This is a genomic window from Mycobacterium sp. (assembly GCF_035499775.1).
Taxonomy (GTDB): Bacteria; Actinomycetota; Actinomycetes; order Mycobacteriales; family Mycobacteriaceae; genus Mycobacterium.
Genome location: NZ_DATJYB010000284.1, coordinates 1 through 20,370 on the forward strand (window position 1 = coordinate 1; position 20,370 = coordinate 20,370).

Below are 20,370 nucleotides of genomic sequence, written 5' to 3' on the forward strand. Positions count from 1 at the left end.
TGGCCGGACCAGGTCGAAGGCGAGGTCGGGGCGCAACATGGTGGCCGACGAGTTCGACAAGTGCGCCGTCTCGAACCGCACTCCCTGGTCGCGCGCCTGCGCCAGCATGTCGGTAAACCGTTGGGCCTGAACGTCGTTGACGGGATTGTCGGGCTGGTCCGCGTAGACCATGTGCGACATCAGTCCGCGCAGGCGGATGGCATCCTCGGCGACGGCCTGGCGCAACGCGCTCAGCATGGCCGGGTAGTGCGCTGCGGCAACGCCATTGCGATTCAGCCCGGTGTCCACCTTGACAGTCACCGTTGCCGTCCGGCCGATCCGGCGCACCGCGTCCAGCAGCTCGTCGAGCTGACGCACCGACGACAAGGCGATCTCCACGTTGCCCAACAGCGCGGGCGCGAAGTCGATGCCGGGCGGATGCAACCAGGCCAGCACCGGCGCGGTGATGCCGTCGGCGCGCAATGCCAGCGCCTCCTCGACCGTCGCGACACCCAGTTCGGCCGCACCCGCGGCCAGCGCGGCCCGAGCCACCCGGGTGGCCCCGTGGCCGTAACCGTCGGCTTTGACGACGGCCATCAGCTGCGCGCGGCCGGCGTGCTCACGCAGCACCCGCACGTTGTGCTCAATGGCACCCAGGTCCACCACTGCCTCCGCAAGCAGGGCGGGCGTCTGGGATATCGGCGTAACGGGCACGGCCGCCATTCTCCCAGAACCATTCGGGATCAAGCGCGTCCCGACAACAACTGTCACAGGAGTCACTGTCCGGGGGAGAGTGTGGCGCGGGTCGAGCCCACGTCCAAGGCCCCTAGTGCGCGAAGTGCTCCGCCCGGTAGTGCCCGCCGGGCTTGAGCTTGTCCAGCGAGTTCAGCGCGGAGCGGGCATCGTCGTGCAGCGCGCGGGCCAGGTCGGCGGACAGCCCCTCGCGAACCACGATTCGCAGCACAGACACGTTGGTGGCGTTGTCGGGCATGGTGTAGGCGGGCACCTGCCAGCCGTAGCCGCGCAACTCGTGGGAGAGGTCGAACTCGGTGTAGCCGCGGTCGCGGGCCAGCCGGAATGCGACGACCGGGATCGCCGAACCGTCCGAGATCAGCTCGCAGTGCTCGCCGCGGTGCAGCTGCTCGCCCAGCCACCGCGCCGTCGACGACAGCGACTGCATGACCTGGACGTAACCCTCGCGCCCCAGCCGCAGGAAGTTGTAGTACTGGCCAATCACCTGGTTGCCGGCGCGGGAGAAGTTCAGCGTGAACGTCGGCATGTCACCACCCAGGTAGTTGACCCGAAAGACCAGGTCCTCGGGCAGGTACTCCTTGCTGCGCCAGACGACGAACCCGATACCGGGGTAGGTCAGCCCGTACTTGTGACCGCTGACGTTGATCGACACCACCCGCGGTAGCCGGAAGTCCCACTTAAGTTCGGGGTGCAGGAAGGGCACCACGAATCCGCCGCTGGCGGCGTCGACGTGCACCGGGACGTCCACTCCCCCGCCGGACGCCAGTTTGTCCAGCGCCGCGCAGATCTCGGCGACGGGTTCCAGCTCACCGGTGTAGGTGGTGCCCACGATCGCCACCACGCCGATGGTGTCCTCGTCGACGGCGTGGATGACCTGCTCGGGAGTGATGACGTAGCGCCCCACCTCCATCGGCAGATAGCGCGGTTCGACGTCGAAGTAGCGGCAGAACTTCTCCCACACCACCTGGACGTTGGAACCCATCACCAGATTGGGAGTGCGCTTCTGCCAGTCCTTGCCAACCTTTTCCCGCCAGCGCCATTTCAGGGCCAGGCCACCCAGCATGACCGCCTCGCTGGAGCCGATGGTGGACGCCCCAATGGCGCTGGACGGATCGTCATCACGCAGGTGATCGGCGTGGAAGAGGTCGGCGACCATGCAGACGCAGCGCTGCTCGATGGACGCGGTGATCGGGTATTCGTCTTTGTCGATCATGTTCTTGTCGAACGTCTCGGCCATCAGTTTCCCGGCCTCGGGATCCATCCAGGTGGTGACGAAGGTGGCGAGGTTCAGCCGCGAACTGCCGTCGAGCATCAGCTCGTCATGGATGAAGCGGTAAGCGGTATCGGGATCCATCGATTCCTCGGGCAGCCGTAGCGCCGGCACCGGGGTGGTGAACATGCGTCCCGTGTAGGCGGGCGCGATTGAGTGCGCGGGCAAGGATGGGTGCTGGGGCATGGTGAATCCTCTCGTTGCGGTACGGCTAAAGGGCGGCCAGAGCGGCGCGGATGTGGTGCAGGATTCGTGACGCCGACGTCGGCGCGTCACCCGGGCCCGGGTCGGCAGCCGACAGCGCCGCGGCGCGGGCGTGCACGAACGCCGCCGCGGCGGCCGCCTCGCCGGCCGGCAACCCGGACGCCAGCAGCGCGCCGATCATCCCGGACAGCACGTCGCCCGATCCGGCGGTGGCCGCCCAGGACTGGCCGGCGGGATTCAGGTAGACCGGCCCGCCCGGGTCGGCGATGACGGTGACGTTGCCTTTGAGCAGCACCGTGGCGCCGAACGCATCGGCCAGCTTGCGGCACGCGCCGACGCGGTCGTCGCCCGGCGGGGCCCCGGCCAGCCGGGCGAATTCACCGGCGTGCGGGGTCAGGACGGTCGGCGCGGTGCGGTTGACCACCAGCTCGGGATGGGCCGCCAGGATGGTCAGGCCGTCGGCGTCGACGAGCACGGGCAGGTCGGTTTCCAGCGCGAACCACAAGGAGCCTGCGGCCTCAGCATCCAAGGTGCCCAATCCCGGTCCGACGACCCACGCCTGCACGCGCCCGGCCGACGACGGGGTCGGCGACGCGATGACCTCGGGCCAATACGCCAGCACCTCGTGGTTGGCGCTGCCGGCGTAGCGGACCATGCCGGAGTGGGTGGCGACGGCGGCACCGGTGCACAGCACCGCGGCGCCCGGATACGTCGACGAGCCGGCCAGCACCCCGGTCACGCCCTGGGTGTACTTGTCGTCGCGAACACCCGGCACCGGCCAGCGCGCGGCCACGTCGGCCGCCTCGAAACCCAGCAGGTCCGTCTCCGGCAAGCTCAGGCCGATGTCGACCAGCTCGACACGGCCGCAGTCGGCCAGCGCGTGCACGGGCTTGAGCCCGCCGAAGGTGACGGTCAGCGCGGCGTGCACTGCCGGGCCGGTGATCGCGCCGGTCGCCACGTCGACGCCGCTGGGGATGTCGACGGCAACCACCGGAATGTCACCGGCCGCCTCGAACACCTCGGCCGCGGCCGGTCGCAGCGGACCCGATCCGGAGATGCCCACCACTCCGTCGATGACGAGATCCGTTGCCTTGGAAATGCTGGTGACACTCTCCACCACGCGCCCCCCGGCGTCTCGGAAGGCCGCCAGCGCCTTGGGGTGGGTGCGGTCGGGGTTCAGCAGCACCGCATCGGCGGCGGCACCGCGACGACGCAGGAAAGTCGCCGCCCACAACGCATCACCGCCGTTGTCGCCCGAGCCGACGACCGCGCACACCCGGCGCCCGACGACCCCACCGGTTCGGGCGCGCAGTTCGCCGATGATCGCGGTGGCCAGCCCGAAAGCCGCGCGCCGCATCAAAAGGCCGTCGGGCAGGCTGGCCAGCAGCGGCGCTTCGGCCGCACGGATCGCGTCTGCAGAGTAGTAATGCCGCATCAGCCCGCATACTCCTTTGTTCGCAGCCGATACTGCCCGCGCTCCCCAAGGTTACGTGTCCGGTCCGATGCCCGTCCGTGGAGTGGATGACCCGAGTGACGGGACCTGGACGGGAAGCACAGAAAGCGTTGCGCCGCAAAGGGATAACACCCGTCGGGTCACGTCGAATTCTCGGACGGGCGGGAGCGCCGGAACAAGGACTTGAGGTTTGCCGGACTCAGCGTGGGGAGTTTGCGGTCCCGGGCCATCGGATAGAACGCGAGGCCGATCAGCAGCGCGGCGAAGTGACCGATCGCGGTGAAGCTGAGCTCGATGCGGTCCATCGTGAGCACCGGAAAACCGAAGATGATGAACAGCACCCCGAGATAGCCCCAGCACCACGGTCGCGCAATGTGGTAGGTCAGCATGGCCATCACGCCGACCAGGAAGTAGCTCACCCCGATATCGTGAGCGCGCACAAACCTTTCCGAGGCGTCGCGCGTTTCGATCGCCACGTAGAGCAGGCCTTCGCTGAAATAAGTGGCCAGGATGTGGGAGCTCAATCCCACAGTGAGCCAACGCAGCTGGCCAAGCCAATGCTCGGCCGGCGCCAAAAACAGGACGAACAGCAGCGGATAGGATTCCAGGTTCTTGGGGTCGATCCAGAACAGGCTGGAGAACAGCACGCCGAGGGGGTCCGTTGCCAGCTCATGGATGTTCGTGCTGCGGTGCAACAGCACTTGATGCAACTGCTTGCCGGTGAGCTGGTACTGGATGAACGTGGTGATGATCAACGCGAGCAGCCAGGTGAACGTCAACGGCGCGTTGCTGACAAAGTGCCACACCGCCAACCCGGTGCTGCGAAGCCGTGCCGTCACCGATTCCGCCACGGCGTCAACCTTCGCAGACTTGGCGTCGCAGCGCACAGATTCGGCGAACGCGTCAGCTACCCGACTCGGCCGCTACTCGATGTCGGGTCTCAGATGCCGCCACCAGCAGGTGATGTAGATCGTCATCGAGATCACCAGCACGACGATCACCCAGAGCACGATGGTGACGTCAATCCAGCTTCCGAATGGCGGCGAGTCGGGCAGTGCGCCTCGTAGCGGCATCACCGCGAAAAGCATCGCCGCATACCAGGTTGTCATGGGCGGCTGGAATTTTCGTCGGTTGTGCAACGTCTGGATCGCGACGAATAGGCCCAGACCGGCCAGCGTGACAAGAACAGCGAGGATGACGACACCGAACGCCGCGGTGCTGCGCGAGCGGCGTAGATCAACCCGATACGGCGCGGGCGTATCACTCGTATTAACCCGGATCACGTCGACTTTCCAGGCGAGCAGGCGGTCGACCAAGGTCACGGTCGCCGGCTCGCGTACCTGCATGTCGCCGCGTAAGAGTTCGACGCTGACCAGCCCCGAGCGGTAGGTATCGAACGGCCAGTCCGCGACGTCACCGACAAGGGTCAGCGAAACAGGAAAGACATCGGGCAGTGTTCCCTTGAGCCAGGTTTGTTTGCGCGCCGATATCGCCGAGGTGACGACGACGCTGAGGTCTTCCTTGAGGCTGTGGTTCTGCGGGTCCAGCAGCGCCGGGGCGGGTGCGACGCTGAGGTTGGCATGCAGGGCGTTTTTGGTCGACTGAATGTCCTGGACGTCAATGGTTATCGCGGTTGCGTCCTTCGACGCAGCACTGTCCCTGATCAGGTGCGGGTGACCTACACCGCTGTCGATGTACAACACGATCGAGCCGATGTAGGCCGCGACAAACAGCAATATGCCGACGATGCTGAGTCTCCGCCGGGGCATGTCGTTGAGCCTGCTATTCGACGGTGACGGACTTGGCCAGGTTGCGCGGTTTGTCGACGTCGTAACCGCGCGCCCGCGCGACCGACGCGGCGAACACCTGCAGCGGGATGGTCGACAACAACGGCTGCAAAAGTGTTGACACCGAAGGAATCTCGATCAAGTGATCGGCATAGGGACGCACGGTGTCGTCGCCCTCCTCGGCGATCACGATGGTGATTGCGCCCCGGCTCTGGATCTCCCGGATATTCGACAGCAGCTTGGCGTGCAAGGTGGCCGATCCCTTGGGCGAAGGCATGACCACGATGACCGGCAGATCGTCTTCTATCAAGGCGATCGGGCCGTGCTTGAGCTCGCCCGCGGCGAACCCCTCGGCATGCATGTAGGCCAATTCCTTGAGTTTCAGCGCGCCTTCCAGCGCGACCGGATAGCCCACATGGCGTCCCAGGAACAGCACGGCCGACGACTGCGCGAACTGGTAGGCCAGGTCGGCCACCGGCCCGACGTCCGCGATCACCCGGGCCACCACGTCCGGCATCGCAGCCAGTTCGCGGTACTCGCGGGCGACCTCGTCCGGGTACTTGGTGCCGCGGGCCTGCGCCAGCGCCAGCCCCAGCAGGTAGTTGGCGGCTACCTGGGCCAGGAAGGTCTTCGTCGAGGCCACGCCGATCTCCGGGCCGGCGCGGGTGTAGAGCACCGCGTCGCACTCACGCGGGATCTGGGAGCCGTTGGTGTTGCAGATCGCCAGCACCTTGGCCTTCTGGGCCTTGGCGTGCCGGACGGCCTCGAGCGTGTCGGCGGTTTCACCGGACTGCGAAATGGCCACCACCAGGGTGCTGCGGTCCAGCACCGGGTCCCGGTAGCGAAACTCGCTGGCCAGCTCCACTTCCACGGGCAGGCGCGTCCAGTGTTCGATCGCGTACTTCGCGAGCAGCCCGGAGTGATACGCGGTGCCACACGCGACGACGAACACCTTGTCGATCTCGCGCAGCTCCTGGTCGCTCAACCGCTGTTCGTCGAGCACGATCCGGCCGTTCACGAAATGCCCGAGCAGGGTGTCGGCCACCGCGGTGGGCTGCTCGGCAATCTCCTTGAGCATGAAGAACTCGTAGCCGCCCTTTTCCGCGGCGGCCAGGTCCCAATCGATGTGAAACTCGCGGAACTCGACATCGGTATTGCCGTCGAAGTCGCTGATCCGGTAGCCGTCGGCGGTGATCACCACCGCCTGGTCCTGGCCGAGCTCGACCGCCCGGCGGGTGTGCTGGATGAACGCGGCCACATCGGAGCCGACGAACATCTCGCCGTCGCCTATCCCCAGTACCAGTGGCGTCGACCGGCGCGCCGCGACGATGGTGCCGGGGTCGTCGGCATTGGCGAACACCAGGGTGAAGTGGCCCTCCAGCCGACGCAACACAGCCAGCACCGAGCCTGTGAAATCGCCCGCCGTCTCACCATGGTGGTACTGGTGCGCCACCATGTGCACCGCGACTTCGGTGTCTGTGTCGCTGGCGAACTCCACGCCGGCCAGCTCGAGCTCCTGGCGCAGGGTCGCGTAGTTCTCGATGATGCCGTTGTGGACGACGGCGATCTTGCCGGCGGCATCGCGGTGCGGGTGCGCGTTGCGGTCGGTGGGGCGACCGTGGGTGGCCCAGCGGGTATGGCCCAGTCCGGTGGTTCCGGCCAGTGACGCCTCGGACATCTCGGCCATTTCGGCGACAGCCGCCTCCAGGTTGGCCAGCCGCCCGGCCCGGCGCCGCACGGTGAGCTCCCCGTCCTCGCCGACCAGCGCGATTCCCGACGAGTCGTAGCCCCGGTACTCCATCCGGGCCAGCGCGTCCATGACGACCTGGCAGGCAGGACGCTGCCCGACGTAGCCGACGATTCCGCACATAGCTGAACAGGGTAGTGCAGGCCGGGCGCCGGGACGGTATTACGCAGGTCGGGACGGGTGGCCGAGTACGGGCGCGCCTAACCAACCAGCAAATCACAGTCTGCTGGCGGAGCGACGCAGTTTCATTTCAATTCATATGAACTTCAAATCATTAGAGACGCTTTTCACCTCCTGTATTTCTGACGTTATCTATTACTTCATTGTCACAACGAGATAACCCATTAAACTTGGAATGTCAGACAGAGCTGGCAACCACCGAGAATCCTTGAATATCTGCGATCTGGGCTAACCAATTAGACACCGTACACGCAGAATTGCCAACGGGGAAGACCGGCGCCGGAGTCAGCGGGAAGGAAGAATGTTGAGGCGCGACTGATCACCACCGTGCAAGGCGTGGAGATGCCTGTTAACTGTGGATATACAGCGTCGTATAGAGCTCGCAGTGACGGATCATCGCTTCGCATCCGCGCAAATGCTCTTTAGTCATCAGCCTTTAATGCACGCTAAGAAAGATAGCTTCGCTATCAGTTAGTTGCGCTCAAGACCCAGTCAGCAACCTTTAACAGCGCAAATACTTGAAGATGCGCATATATGTACAGGGAGTTACACGCCAGTGTCAGTCGTGATTCTCAGCGGAGGCCATTACCGAATTGGCCAAAGTTAATAAACGCTCATCCGACCGCGCCACCAGAACTAACGACCTTCAAGACCTTCAATCTGTTCCACCCGCCACGCCCACGCCAATCATCCAGGAGACAATCATGACCGCCGCTCTGATCGACGACGTTGTACTCACCGCCGCGCCAGTCACCCCTCCCGCACCCAGGCTGAAGCTTGCGCCCCAGCCCAAGCGGGTGTCGAAGCTGCGGCATTTCGAACCGCCGAGCGACCCGATGGCAGACGTGGCCGGCCACCTGCTGAGCTTCCCGCTGCGCCACATCTACGCCGCTCTGTGGCGGGTAGGGGTGATCGAGGTCACGGCCTAGCCTCGACTGCTCGCCGCTCCACTGCGTACATGTCCCCCACGTTCGACGCCACGATGATGGACCAATCACCCTGGCCGCGGCTAACGTCGACGGGTGCCCCGCATCCGCAAGCTCGTCGCCGCCCTCAGCCGCCGTGGCCCGCATCGGGTTCTGCGTGGTGACCTGGCCTTTGCCGGTCTGCCCGGGGTGGTCTACACGCCCGAAGCCGGGCTGAACCTGCCCGGCATCGCGTTCGGTCACGGCTGGCTCACCGGTACCGACCGCTATTCGCGCCTACTGGAGCATCTGGCGTCGTGGGGCATCGTGGCCGGCGCCCCCGAGACGCAACGCGGCCTGGCGCCCTCAGTGCTCAACCTGGCGTTCGATCTAGGCACCGCTCTCGACATCGTGGCCGGTGTACGACTGGGACCCGGCAACATCAGCGTGCATCCCGCCAAGCTGGGCCTGGCGGGGCACGGCTTCGGCGGCTCGGCCGCCGTTTTCGCCGCTGCCGGTATGCCCGCGAAGCCCGCTGCGGTGGTCGCGATCTTCCCGACCGTGACCAGCCCGCCCGCGGAGCAGCCGGCCGCATCGCTGAAGGTCCCCGGCTTGATTTTGACCGCCCCGGGCGATCCGAAGACGTTGAATTCCAACGCCCTCGAACTTTCCCGGGCTTGGGATGCGGCCACGCTGCGCATCGTCAGCAAAGCCGAAGCCGGCGGCGTGGCCGAGGGCCGGCGACTGACGACGGTGCTGGGGCTGCCCGGCCCGGACCGCAAGACGCAGCGTTCGGTTCGGGCACTGCTGACGGGGTATCTGCTCTACACGCTCGGCGGCGACAAGACCTATCGCGACTTCGCCGATCCCGACGTGCACCTGCCCAAGACCGACCCGATCGATCCCGAGGCCCTGCCGGTCACCCCGGAAGAGAAGATCGTCGCGCTGCTGAAGTGAGGGCGGTCCGGACGCATGTCCACGGGCTGACCGGCACGGGGCGAGCCACGGTCGGCGTGATAAGCATCGTTGATGCGAATCGGAATCGCCCTGGACTACTCGGGCGGCTTCCACGAAGCCGTCGACCGCGTAGCCGAACTCGAGAAGTCCGGCGTCGACATCGCCGTCGTGGCCGAGGCCTACTCCTACGACGCCATCAGCCAGCTCGGGTATCTGGCCGCCAGAACCACCACGGTCGAACTGGCTTCGGGCGTGCTTCCCATCTACATCCGCACACCGTCGCTGCTGGCGATGACTGCCGCGGGGCTGGACTTCGTCTCCGGCGGGCGATTCAACCTCGGCATCGGCACATCCGGGCCGCAGGTGATCGAGGGATTTCACGGCGTCGAGTTCGACGCCCCGCTGGGACGCACCCGCGAGATTGTGGAGATCTGCCGTCAGGTGTGGCGCCGCGAACGGGTGCAGCACGCCGGCAAGCACTATCAGGTGCCGCTGCCCGCGGATCGTGGCACGGGTTTGGGAAAAGCCCTCCAACTCATCAATCACCCTGTGCGCGAGCGTATTCCAATATCCATCGCAGCCCTGGGGCCAAAGAACGTCGAGCTGACCGCCGAGATCGCCGAAGGCTGGCAACCGGCTTTCTACTATCCGGACAAGGCCCACTTGGTCTGGGGTGAGGCACTGGCCGCCGGCGCCGCCAAGCGGGATCCCGCACTGGGCCCGCTCGACGTCATGGTGGGAGCGTCGCTGGCCATCGGCGACGACGTCGACGAGCGGCTCACCTGGTCCAAGCCGACGCTGGCCCTCTATATCGGCGGGATGGGGGCCAGGGGGCGCAACTTCTACCACAACCTGGCGACTCGCTATGGGTTCGGCGAGGTCGCCAATCGGATCCAGGAGCTGTATCTGGCCGGCCGCAAGCGGGAGGCCATCGACGCGGTGCCCGACGAATTGGCCCGCGGGATCTCGCTGATCGGGCCCCGCGGTTTCATCGCCGAACGGCTGGCCGTCTTCGCCGAGGCCGGTGTCACGACGCTATTGGTGCGGCCGGTCAGCAACGACCCCGCCGAAGCCGTGCGCTACGTCGAGCAGCTGCTGGAGATGCGGCCGGCCTGATCGGCTACTGCCCCGCTTGCGGCAGCTCGTCGGCGGCGATCTCACACGGGGTCGATCCACCGGGCGGCCTGGCCGGCGGCGCCTTCACCGGCGGCACGCCGGATGGCGGCCCGATAGGTGGTGCGGCGTCGGGTGGCGGCCGCTCCGCCGGTGGCGTCCCTTCAACCGGTGGCGTCCCTTCAACCGGTGGGGTCCCATCAATCGGTGGCGTCTTGGCCTCCGCGGCTTCTACGACACCTCCCTCTTCCGGCTCGTCGGCTTCCTCGTCAGGCTCGTCGTCTTTGTCGGCTGCGTCGAATGGATCCTCGTCCAGCGTCGAGGCATCGGGGAGCTGGTCAGCCGTCGGACCCAGCAGGCCACCCAGCGCCCCGACGATCCGGTTGGCCAGTCCGCTGAGACCGCTGAGCCCGTCAAGACCGCTCACACCGCCCAGGTCTCCGCCGCCGGTGGCCGGGGCCATGGTCGAAGCGTCGCCCAGCGGAGTCCCCAGCTCCGGCAGCGGCGGTGCCGGCGGCGGATCGTTTGTCGCCGATATCGGCGTCGGCTGCGGTGCGGAATCCGGCGGAAGACCGGGCAGGGCAGCGGCGGGCGCAACAACCGCCGGTGCGGGCGCTACCGGTGGCGGCGGGGCCGGCCGCAGCGGTGGGCCGCCCGGCCCGAAGTCGCCGGGAGTCTCGAAAGATGCCACTGGCGCAGCGGCGAACCGATCGGTGACCATGTCGTATGACGCCGCCATCCCGGCCTGTGCGGAACGCATAGCAGTCACCCACTCGACGCGAATATCGTTGTCCACGTAAGGCTTTATCTGTCGGCCGACCACCTCGTCGGCCGTCGCGCGATCCCCCGCCCCGGTGGCGACCAGATCGGCGGCGGCTAACCACGCCGCCCGCTGCGCGCGGGTGCGATCGTCGATGTCGATAGCCGCCGCGACCTTGGCGTCGAGCAGCTGCCACAGGTTGTCGCGCAGCGACTCGCAGCGTTGCGCCGCCGCGCGAACTTCGCCAGCCACCAAGTTGGCGGCGTCGCAATGACGCTGCAGAAACCAGAGCGCAGATTCCGCCGCCGGCCCCGTCCAGGCGGCGTCCAGTGCGGCGACCTGCGCACGCTGCATCCGCAGCGCTTCGGTGACCGCAGCAGCGACAGCCCGTAGCTCGGCGCAATCACGGTCGAGTGCACGCAGGTCCAGACCGTCCTCGGTGCCGTACCAGTCGCGCACCTGGGACGGGTGGGCAGTGAGGTCGGGATGTTGGTAGCCCAGTTCGTGGCAGGCCCGCACGTAACTCTGGGTGTGCTCGGCGGCAGGTCGACCCTCGGCAAGGCGTTCGGCGACGTCTAATCGGTCGGCCACGATCAGGCGATCCGCGCCGCGGCAAACAGTTCGGCGTCGGCGTAGCGGTCGGCGCCGACGCGCAGAGCAACGGCGATCTCGTCGGCTGCCCGAGACCATTGCGACAACGTGGGCGCCAGCCGTTCCAGCCCGGTGCGCAACGCGTCACCACGCGCGATATACGCCCGGCCTGCGCTGGCCCCGCCGAAGGCCAGCCTCGCCAGATGGTCGTCCGCCGCGCGGTCGACGAGTGCGGCCGCGGCAGCGAACCGGTCGGCCACCGCGCGCACCGCCGCCACGTCGACGGTCGCGTGCCCATAGCTTTGTGGAATATCGGATCTCATGTCTGATCCGACGCCCAACCCCGCGCCGGGGTTCCCGGGTTAGCGCTGAGCGCTCACCGCATCGGCGACTCGAGTGGCCACCTGCTGTGCGACGCCTTCTTCCGCCGCTTCCACCATGACCCGAATCATCGGTTCAGTTCCCGAGGGACGCAACAGAATTCGCCCAGTGTCACCCAGTTCGGCCTCGGCCGCCTCGACGGCGCTCCGCACCGCGGGCGCTGCGGCGGCAGTCGCCTTGTCGGCGACCTCGACGTTGATCAGCACCTGCGGCAACGTCTTCATTGCGGACGCGAGCTCGGCCAGCGACGAATCGGTCTGCGCCATGCGCGTCATCAGTCGCAGCCCGGTGACGATCCCGTCGCCGGTGGAGCCGAGGGCGGGCATGACGATGTGGCCGGACTGCTCCCCGCCCAGGCTGTAGTCGCCGGCGCGCAACTCTTCCAGGACGTACCGATCGCCGACCCCGGTCGTGCGCACGGTGACGCCAGCCGAACGCATGGCCAGGTGCAGCCCGAGGTTGCTCATCACGGTGGTCACCAGCGTGTCGGACGCCAGTTCGCCGGCCTCTTTCATGGCCAGCGCGAGCACGACCATGATGGCGTCGCCGTCGACGAGTTCACCGGTGGCATCGATGGCCAGGCACCGGTCGGCATCACCGTCGTGCGCCAGGCCCAGATCGGCGCGGTGGGCAATCACCGCGGACCGCAGCGACTCGAGATGCGTCGACCCGCACGCGTCGTTGATGTTCAGCCCGTTGGGATCGGCGTTGATCGCGATGACGCGTGCGCCGGCGGCGCGATACGCACGCGGTGCCGCCGACGACGCCGCGCCATGGGCGCAGTCGACGACCACGGTCAGGCCATCGAGCCGGAACGTGCCGGCCTTGCCCACCTGGCGCAGGTAGCGGTCCATCGCGTCGTCGGCGTCGATGACCCGGCCGATCCCAGCGCCCACCGGGCGCAGGCCGGGCCCGGCCGCGACCAGGTCCTCGATCTGGTCTTCGGTGTCGTCGTCGAGTTTGTGGCCGCCGGGACCGAAAATCTTGATGCCGTTGTCGGGCATCGGGTTGTGTGACGCCGAGATCATCACGCCGAAGTCGGCGTCATAGGCGCTGGTCAGGTAGGCGACCGCCGGGGTCGGGAGCACCCCGACCCGCAGCGCATCGACACCCTCGCTGGTCAGGCCCGCGATCACGGCGGCCTCCAGCATCTCGCCGCTGGCTCGCGGGTCGCGACCGATCACAGCGACCCGGCGGCCCGGTTCGGCCGAACTCGCCAAACGACTTGCCGCCGCTGCGCCCAGTGCCAGCGCCAGCTCGGCGGTCAACTCGCGATTGGCGACCCCGCGAACACCGTCGGTGCCGAATAGTCGACCCATGCGGACAAACCTCTCACAGTTGGCGGTTCTGGACCTAGCGTGCCCAATCTTTTCTGACCGAAACAGTGCCCGTTTGTGCGCAGACACGCCGCATGACCATGCAAAAGATGCTCGGTTGCGGCCCGAGAGTGATCGCTGATCAGCGCTTGCTGTACTGCGGCGCCTTGCGGGCCTTCTTCAGCCCGTACTTCTTACGCTCGGTGGCGCGCGGGTCGCGGGTGAGGAAGCCGGCCTTCTTCAGCGCCGGCCTGGCCTCGGGCGATGCCACGATCAATGCCCGGGCGATGCCCAGGCGCAGCGCACCGGCCTGACCGGACGGGCCACCGCCGTTGAGGTGGGCAAAGATGTCGAAGCTTTCCACCCGATCGACGGTGACCAGCGGCGCCTTGATGAGCTGCTGGTGCACCTTGTTGGGGAAGTAGTCCTCCAAGGTGCGGCCGTTGAGGTTGAACTGGCCGGTGCCAGGCACCAGCCGCACCCGCACGACGGCCTCTTTGCGGCGGCCGACGGTCTGGATGGGCCGCTCGAACACGAACGATTCGGCGGGCTTGGCGGCAGGGGCTTCAGCCACCACTTCCACTTCCACCACTTCGGTTGTTTCGGTCACTGGGCCACCTGCTTGATCTCGTACGGAACCGGCTGCTGCGCGGTGTGGGGATGCTCGGGGCCGGCATAGACGTGCAGCTTGCGCTGGATCTGCCGGCTGAGCTTGTTCTTGGGCAGCATGCCGACGATCGCTTTCTCCACCACGCGGTCGGGGTGCTTCTCCATCAGCTCGCCGATCGAGCGTTTGTGCAGGCCGCCGGGATAACCCGAGTGCCGGTAAGCCATCTTGTGCTGCAGTTTGTCGCCGCTGATGGCTACCTTGTCGGCGTTGACGACGATGACGAAGTCACCGCCATCGACATTGGGGGCGAACGTCGGCTTGTGCTTGCCGCGCAGCAGGTTGGCTGCCGCGACGGCAAGGCGGCCAAGCACCACGTCCGTGGCGTCGATGACGTACCACGACCTGGTGGTGTCACCCGCCTTGGGCGCATATGTAGGCACAGCGCTTACCTTTTCTTTCTTCCTCAGGTGGATCCCGGTGCAAGCCCGGGGGCCGGTCAGGCGTGAACGGTGAGGTTGGTCTCGGCGACCGACATTGACCCGAGGCCCCGCGTACCCGTACGCCAACCGAGCAGCTTACCGAGGCGCATCCCCGCAGGTCAAAAATGCCCGCACGGAAAAATCACTGTGGGTCCCGACGGCTCTCCTCCGCCGGGACCCACAGGTCAGTGGGGGCGCGGCTACCTCGCCCAACTCCCCGCCGCGCGGCGGTCGGCGTTCGCCACGTCGGCGGCGCCGTCGCGCACCGCATTGCCGAGGTCGAGCAGTATCTCGTTGAGCGCGGTGGCCGCCTGGTGCCACTTGAGCTGCTCGACCTGGTACGCCGCGGCGGCCTCCCGGGTCCAGTACTGCTGCAACGGCGCTATCTGTGAGCGCAGCTCCTGCAGCGCGGCATTGAAGCGGGCCGATGTGGTGTGGATCTCCTGGCGAACGGAGTATTCGATCTCACCGAAGTTGTACGACAGCACCGGGTCCATCAGGTCATCCCCTCGATCACAGGTTCCCGCCGGCGGCGGCGATGTGGTGGGCGTGGTCCTGGCCGGCCTCGCGCAGCGTGGCCTCGTTCTGTCGAATGGTCTCGGCGATCGCGTGCAGGACGTGATTGAGCCGCGTCGCCTCGGCGTTCCACCGGTCCACCACATCCTTGAACCGCGCGGCCGCCAGCCCACCCCACACCGACGGCGGCACCGAGCTCATCCGGCCGATGAACGCCTGCAGCATCACCCGGATTTCCTCGTTGCGGACATCCGTCGTGTTCGCCACCGACCTCATCAGGTCGAAGTCGGTGCTCAGCGCGTTGCTCGCCACCGGCGTCCCCTTCCGTTCCGATACCAAGTACGACCCTGCCCACACCGATTCGGTTCCATCCTTTAGCCGACGGCGTGCGCGGACCGGACGGCCTGATCGCAGACCTCGCGGACGGCGTCCTCGCCGCCGGGCCTGCTCTGGCACCCGACGCTGATGCGGACCGCTTCGTCCAGCAACACGGTCCACCGCACGTGATGGCCGGCGCGCACCTCGCGGTAGGTCACCGCAGGCCGTCCGGCGCTGGATCCCGACGGGTTGAAGTCGACGAACACACCCGCCGGTTCCGCGGCGATCGCCTGCTTCAACCGCTCGGCGGCGCGGGCCAGCGTCTCACCGGCAACAGACGACTGCGTCACGTGCAGCGCCACCTCAGGATCCGACGGCGACGTGACCTGTACCCGCGCCGAGCCGGGCCCGGCGACCACGCGCTCGGCGGCCCAGTCGGCTGGAACCGTGAGCGCTACCCGGCCTTCCACCAGAAACGTCGTGGGCGCCTTGGCGGCAGGCGCGACGTCGTGGTGGTCAACCTGGGTCCCGGTCGGCGCCGCCAGGCCCAGCGCGGCCACGGCGACGCCGGCCGCGCCCACACCCGCCAGCTTGCGGGCGCGCGACGGAACACCGCTCACGGCGGGCGGCTCCGACGACACGCTCGCCCCGGCCAGTCGCGCCAGACGCGACAGCCGGGCGTCGTCGATGCGCACCACCTTCCGGCTGCTACCGCGCAGTGCGTCCGCGATCGACGCCGCGAGCGCCGCAGCGCCTGCGACCGCGCCGGGCGCGTCGATCAGCACGGCCGCCGCCGGCGCCATGTCGGTGATTACGCCGGCGACTTGCTCGGCAACGGGGTGCGGTTGCGCCAGACGGGGCACCGCCACGATTTCGGCACCGCTGATCGCCACCAGCCGGTCCGCGATCTCCACCACCACCGCTTCGTCCGACGGCCCCTGGGTCAGCAACCACGAGCGCGGATGTACCACAACGTCATTGGGCTCATCGGCCAGGACGCTCGCCGCTGTGCTGATCAACCCGATACGCGACGCCGGCCACCACGAGGGGTGCACGACGATCACGCCCGCTGAGCCTTCGCAGCTCAGAGACCGCAGCATCGGCCGCCACAGCGATTCGACGGCGACGGGGCGTCCGTTCACCAGCGCCACCGGGTCGTCTATCGCGCTCAGCGCCGCCGTACCCTCGGTTTCGGTGACCATGCCTGTGCCACAACATAATCGGCGTACGACACTCGGGCCCGCCTCGATCACCGCGCGATGCGAACTCATCAGGGTGGACTCCAGGCCACCTGAACCAGCCGCTCGTCGCCGGGACGAGTGACCAGCACGCCACGGCCCGCCGGCAGCGACGCCGGGCGGCCGGCACCCAACAACACGCCCTCGTCCGGACTTCCGCTCATCATCAGCCCCATGCAGCCGAGGTCGCGCAGGCTGGCCAGCAGCGGCTCGAACAGGGCGCGTGCCGCGCCCCCGCTGCGCCGCGCGACGACCAGGTGCAGACCGAGATCGGTGGCATACGGCAGGTATTCGAGCAAGGCAAGTAGCGGATTGGCCGCCGGGGCGCCGACCAGGTCGTAGTCGTCGACCAGGACGTAGAGATCCGGGCCGGACCACCAGGACCTGGTCAGCAGCTGAGCGTGGCTCAGGTCCGAAGGAGGCATCCGCGCTTGCAGCGACGCCGCCAGATCCGGCAGCAACGCGTTCAGGGCGGCCGGCGACATGGCATAGCCGCCAAGATGTTCCGACTCGACCACGCCGAGCAGCGTGCGCCGGAAGTCGACGATCAGCAGCCGGGCTTGTCCGGCGGTCTTGGTCCGCACGATTTCGCGGCACAAGAGCCGCAGCGCGGCGGTTTTTCCGCATTCGTTGTCGCCGATGATCAGCAAGTGCGGGTATCGCTCGAAATCGACTGCGACCGGATGCAATCGGCGCTCGTCGAGGCCGAGCAGGATCTCGGCACCGAGTTGGTCACCGGCGCGGCGCAGCAGGGTCTCGTACTCCACTTCGGCGGGCAGTAGCGGTATCGGGGGCGCGGCCGATTCGCCGTCGCCGCAGCGCGGTTCGACCCGGCCGCCGGGCACTGCGATCAGCATGTGCAGCCCGTCGCGAGACAGACCACGGCCCGGTCTGTCGGGGGGTACCTGCTGGGCCCGCTTGCGGTCCACTTCGGAATCGGCGGGATCGCCGAGCCGCAACTCGATGCGGGTTCCGAGCTGATCCTTCAAAGGAGGCCTGATCTCGGCCCAGCGCGACGCCGACACCACCACATGCACGCCGAACGAAAGGCCCTGGACTGCAAGGGCGGTGATCGATTCCTCCAGCGCCTCGAACTCGTGACGCAGGGCCGCCCACCCGTCGACGACCAGGAACACGTGGCCCCATTCGTCGACGCAGTGGTCGCGGAAGAACACCTCCCGGGACCGGACGATCGACTCCAGTTCGGCGACCATCCGCACGACGAGTTGCGGTTCGGCTCTGCCGGCGACGTCGCCAACTTGCGGCAAGGCGGACATCGAGGCCAGTGTTCCGCCGCCGAAGTCCAGACAGTAGAACTGCACCTGTCGTGGATCATGGGTGGCGGCCAGCGCCGCGATCAGCGTGCGCAAGGCGGTCGACTTGCCCGACTGCGGCGCGCCCACGACCGCGACATTGCCCGCGGCTCCGGACAAGTCGACCACCAGCGGCGTCCGGCACTGTTCGAACGGCCGGTCGACCACGCCGATCGGCACGCTCAAGAAACCGAGCGCGGAGCCTTGCAACAGGGTGTCCAGTCCCGGTGCATCCCCCAGCGGCGGCAGCCACACCTGGTGCGCAGGTGGTCCCAGTCGAGACAGCCGGTCCAGGGCAGTCTGCAACACGGTACGGGCCGGCGCCGCAGACACCTCGTCAAGCACTGCGACCGGTTCGGTGACCCGCGTCGTGAAGAGCTGCACCGACGGCGAGGCCGGCCGGCGCGGCATGGCCGGCGCCCGACGGGGACCCGAAACGAATGCGGTCTGGAAGCGGATCAACTCCCCGGTCGCCGAACGCAGGAAACCCGCGCCGGGGGTGTTGGGCAGCTGATGGGCATCCAATGTTCCCAGCACCGTTCGCGAATCGCTGGCGGACAGCGTTTTCAGGCACAGCCGGTAGGACAGGTGAGCTTCCAGCCCGCGCAGCCGGCCCTCATCGAGGCGCTGACTGGCCAGCAGCAGGTGCATACCCAGCGACCGGCCGAGCCGGCCCAGGGCCACGAACGTCTCGGCGAAATCGGGATGCTGGCTGAGCAGTTCGGAGAACTCGTCGACGACGATGAACAACGTGGGCAGCGCCGTCAATCGGGCACCGGCCCGGCGCGCGTCCTCATAGGCCGCGACGCTGACGAAGTTGCCTGCCGCCCGAAGCAGCTGCTGCCGGCGGTTCATCTCGCCGGCCAACGCGTCGCGCATCCGCGCCACCAGCGGCGCCTCCTCGGAGAGGTTGGTGATCAGCGCCGCGACATGCGGCGCCCTGGCCAGGTCGAGAAAGGTTGCGCCACCTTTGAAGTCGATCAGCAGCAGGTTGAGCACTTCTGGGGAGTTCCGCATCATCATGCCCAGCGCGACCGTTCGCAGCAGCTCCGACTTGCCGGACCCGGTGGCACCTATGCAGAGGCCGTGCGGGCCCATGCCGTTTTCGGCGGGCTCCTTGATGTCGAGCAGCAGCGGCTTGCGGCCGGTCGTGGTTCCGATCGGAACGCAGAGCCGATCGCGGCGGTTTTGGCTGCGCCACAGCGTGATCGGGTCGAAAGAGCCGACGTCGCCGATGCCGAACAGCTGCGGCCAGCCGGTACCCGCGTCAGGGCGGGCCGGTTCCCCCGCACGGTAGGCCGCCAGCCGGCGAGCACACGTCAGCGCCTGTGCGTGCTCCAGCTGGTCGGGGCACGCAAGCCGTTCGGCTTCGCCGGGATGCCTGATCGCCACCGGCGCGCCGGCGCCGCCGCTGCCGACCTCGAGGACGCTCGCACCCTCGATCGCGGTAGCGTGTTCGTCGAGATCACAAACCACCACCAGGTGCGGCCGTGCCGCGCCGGCCGGGAGCGCGCGGTCGGCCTCCGCCATGCTCGGATACACCATGCGGGCAGACCCGCCGGCGTCGCCGGCGCTGGGATGTTGGTTGTGCGGCAACCACTTCAGCCAATCCCAATCGGCACGGCGACGGTCGCTGATCGCGGCGACGATCAACAACTGGTCCGGCCCGTGCAACACGGCCAGTTGGCAGATCATGGCGCGCAGCAGCGCCCGCGCGCGGGTCGAATCGCCGTCGATCGTCACGGGCGCCGCTGGACGCAACGGGATCGCGATGGGTACGTCCGTGATCGTCGAGTGGGCGTCCAGGAACCGGTGCAGCGCGGTGGCGGTGACCGGATCCGACCGCTGCGCGGCCCGGGTCTCCGGAGCCACCAAGCGAGTGGCGAGCGGCCGGGTGCCCACGCCGATGCGGACCACGCAGAAGTCGGAGTCGGCGGCCCGCCGCTCCCACATCCGCGGGCCGCCGACCAAGGTCCACAACGTGTCCGGGCCGGGATGATCCCAGTTCAGTGACGAACGTTGTGCTGCGGCGGTTTCGGTGACGGTTGCGCGCAAATCGCTCAGGTAGCCGAGGTAGTCGACGCGATCGGCGTCCAGCCCGGCGCCGCGGCCACGTCCGCTCACCGCGGCGACCACCACCGAAATCAGCATCATCATCGGCAGCGCCAAGAACGTGGGGTTGCGGCTGACGGCCGACCCCGAGAAGAAGGCGGCCGCCATGACGCCCAGACTCGCGACGGACATGAACGCCGGCAACAGGCGCACCAGCAGGCCCGACGACGTCGGCCGCGCTACCTCGGGCGGCGCGACGACCGCGATGTCGGCAGTGGCGAACGCCGTTGCCGGCCGCCGCGCCGCCGGCGCGAAACTCCGTGTCATATCGGCCTTTCCCTGACAGCGTGGCGACGTTAGGCGACACCGGGATTGCCCGCAAGTCACCTGTGGATCGGGGGATACCGCGCAAAGGCAGACCTACTACCGTGCCGCCAATCCGCGTCCG

At 67.7% G+C, this 20,370-nt stretch carries 18 protein-coding genes; 3 read left to right on the forward strand and 15 right to left on the reverse strand.

What is annotated here, in order from left to right; translation table 11 throughout:
* The 6 genes from VML93_RS18105 to glmS all read right to left on the reverse strand — a co-directional run.
* The coding region (locus VML93_RS18105) for an alanine racemase (RefSeq protein WP_325612744.1) at positions 1–693 on the reverse strand (693 nt) is incomplete at its 3' end.
* Between the two features lie 112 nt (positions 694–805).
* Positions 806–2,188, reverse strand: coding sequence for a glutamate decarboxylase (locus VML93_RS18110; RefSeq protein WP_325612745.1), 1,383 nt, complete (start codon positions 2,186–2,188; stop codon positions 806–808).
* 25 nt (positions 2,189–2,213) lie between these two features.
* Entirely contained in the window at positions 2,214–3,641 is a 1,428-nt protein-coding gene (locus tag VML93_RS18115) for an NAD(P)H-hydrate dehydratase (protein ID WP_325612747.1), read from the reverse strand.
* Between the two features lie 158 nt (positions 3,642–3,799).
* Positions 3,800–4,510, reverse strand: a complete 711-nt coding sequence (locus VML93_RS18120) for a rhomboid-like protein (RefSeq protein ID WP_325612749.1) — start codon at positions 4,508–4,510, stop codon at positions 3,800–3,802.
* Between the two features lie 72 nt (positions 4,511–4,582).
* Positions 4,583–5,428, reverse strand: coding sequence for a DUF4436 domain-containing protein (locus VML93_RS18125; RefSeq protein ID WP_325612751.1), 846 nt, complete (start codon positions 5,426–5,428; stop codon positions 4,583–4,585).
* Between the two features lie 13 nt (positions 5,429–5,441).
* A complete protein-coding gene (gene glmS / locus VML93_RS18130; protein WP_325612753.1) occupies positions 5,442–7,316 on the reverse strand; it encodes a glutamine--fructose-6-phosphate transaminase (isomerizing) in 1,875 nt (624 codons plus the stop codon).
* 761 nt (positions 7,317–8,077) lie between these two features.
* Between glmS and VML93_RS18135 the strand changes: the two genes are divergently transcribed.
* From VML93_RS18135 to VML93_RS18145, 3 genes are all read left to right on the forward strand, one after another.
* Positions 8,078–8,302: an Rv1535 family protein gene (locus VML93_RS18135; RefSeq protein ID WP_325612754.1), complete on the forward strand. Its 225-nt coding sequence runs from the start codon at positions 8,078–8,080 to the stop codon at positions 8,300–8,302.
* 93 nt (positions 8,303–8,395) lie between these two features.
* Positions 8,396–9,235, forward strand: coding sequence for a dienelactone hydrolase family protein (locus VML93_RS18140; RefSeq protein ID WP_325612755.1), 840 nt, complete (start codon positions 8,396–8,398; stop codon positions 9,233–9,235).
* 72 nt (positions 9,236–9,307) lie between these two features.
* Positions 9,308–10,351: an LLM class F420-dependent oxidoreductase gene (locus VML93_RS18145; protein ID WP_325612757.1), complete on the forward strand. Its 1,044-nt coding sequence runs from the start codon at positions 9,308–9,310 to the stop codon at positions 10,349–10,351.
* Between the two features lie 4 nt (positions 10,352–10,355).
* Here VML93_RS18145 and VML93_RS18150 read toward each other — a convergent pair whose 3' ends face one another.
* The 9 genes from VML93_RS18150 to eccCa form a co-directional block, all read right to left on the reverse strand.
* Entirely contained in the window at positions 10,356–11,699 is a 1,344-nt protein-coding gene (locus tag VML93_RS18150; protein WP_325612758.1) for a hypothetical protein, read from the reverse strand.
* A gap of 2 nt (positions 11,700–11,701) precedes the next feature.
* Complete coding sequence (locus tag VML93_RS18155) at positions 11,702–12,022, reverse strand: type VII secretion target (protein ID WP_325612760.1); 321 nt, start codon at positions 12,020–12,022, stop codon at positions 11,702–11,704.
* Between the two features lie 39 nt (positions 12,023–12,061).
* Positions 12,062–13,399 carry a phosphoglucosamine mutase gene (gene glmM / locus VML93_RS18160; protein ID WP_325612762.1) on the reverse strand — a complete coding sequence of 446 codons (1,338 nt, stop codon included), beginning with the start codon at positions 13,397–13,399 and terminating at the stop codon, positions 12,062–12,064.
* A gap of 139 nt (positions 13,400–13,538) precedes the next feature.
* The gene (rpsI, locus tag VML93_RS18165) at positions 13,539–14,006 is read right to left on the reverse strand and encodes a 30S ribosomal protein S9 (RefSeq protein ID WP_325612764.1); all 468 of its coding nucleotides are present in this window, start codon (positions 14,004–14,006) and stop codon (positions 13,539–13,541) included.
* The gene (gene rplM / locus VML93_RS18170) at positions 14,003–14,446 is read right to left on the reverse strand and encodes a 50S ribosomal protein L13 (RefSeq protein ID WP_325612766.1); all 444 of its coding nucleotides are present in this window, start codon (positions 14,444–14,446) and stop codon (positions 14,003–14,005) included. Before rplM ends, rpsI begins: the two co-directional genes overlap by 4 nt.
* Before the next feature lie 239 nt (positions 14,447–14,685).
* Entirely contained in the window at positions 14,686–14,982 is a 297-nt protein-coding gene (locus VML93_RS18175; RefSeq protein WP_325612768.1) for a WXG100 family type VII secretion target, read from the reverse strand.
* A 16-nt stretch (positions 14,983–14,998) separates the two neighbouring features.
* Complete coding sequence (locus VML93_RS18180; RefSeq protein WP_325612770.1) at positions 14,999–15,313, reverse strand: WXG100 family type VII secretion target; 315 nt, start codon at positions 15,311–15,313, stop codon at positions 14,999–15,001.
* 62 nt (positions 15,314–15,375) lie between these two features.
* Entirely contained in the window at positions 15,376–16,590 is a 1,215-nt protein-coding gene (locus tag VML93_RS18185) for a type VII secretion-associated protein (protein ID WP_325612772.1), read from the reverse strand.
* A complete protein-coding gene (gene eccCa, locus VML93_RS18190; RefSeq protein WP_325612774.1) occupies positions 16,590–20,249 on the reverse strand; it encodes a type VII secretion protein EccCa in 3,660 nt (1,219 codons plus the stop codon). The genes VML93_RS18185 and eccCa overlap by 1 nt, the downstream gene beginning before the upstream one ends.
* Between the last annotated feature and the right edge of the window lie 121 nt (positions 20,250–20,370).

Coding starts and splice junctions, on each gene's coding strand:
- VML93_RS18155 (WP_325612760.1), bottom strand. CDS start 12,022: ATGAGATCCGATATTCCACAAAGCTATGGGCACGCGACCGTCGACGTG.
- glmM (WP_325612762.1), bottom strand. CDS start 13,399: ATGGGTCGACTATTCGGCACCGACGGTGTTCGCGGGGTCGCCAATCGC.
- VML93_RS18145 (WP_325612757.1), top strand. CDS start 9,308: ATGCGAATCGGAATCGCCCTGGACTACTCGGGCGGCTTCCACGAAGCC.
- VML93_RS18110 (WP_325612745.1), bottom strand. CDS start 2,188: ATGCCCCAGCACCCATCCTTGCCCGCGCACTCAATCGCGCCCGCCTAC.
- VML93_RS18115 (WP_325612747.1), bottom strand. CDS start 3,641: ATGCGGCATTACTACTCTGCAGACGCGATCCGTGCGGCCGAAGCGCCG.
- VML93_RS18135 (WP_325612754.1), top strand. CDS start 8,078: ATGACCGCCGCTCTGATCGACGACGTTGTACTCACCGCCGCGCCAGTC.
- VML93_RS18175 (WP_325612768.1), bottom strand. CDS start 14,982: ATGGACCCGGTGCTGTCGTACAACTTCGGTGAGATCGAATACTCCGTT.
- eccCa (WP_325612774.1), bottom strand. CDS start 20,249: ATGACACGGAGTTTCGCGCCGGCGGCGCGGCGGCCGGCAACGGCGTTC.
- VML93_RS18125 (WP_325612751.1), bottom strand. CDS start 5,428: ATGCCCCGGCGGAGACTCAGCATCGTCGGCATATTGCTGTTTGTCGCG.
- glmS (WP_325612753.1), bottom strand. CDS start 7,316: ATGTGCGGAATCGTCGGCTACGTCGGGCAGCGTCCTGCCTGCCAGGTC.
- VML93_RS18185 (WP_325612772.1), bottom strand. CDS start 16,590: ATGAGTTCGCATCGCGCGGTGATCGAGGCGGGCCCGAGTGTCGTACGC.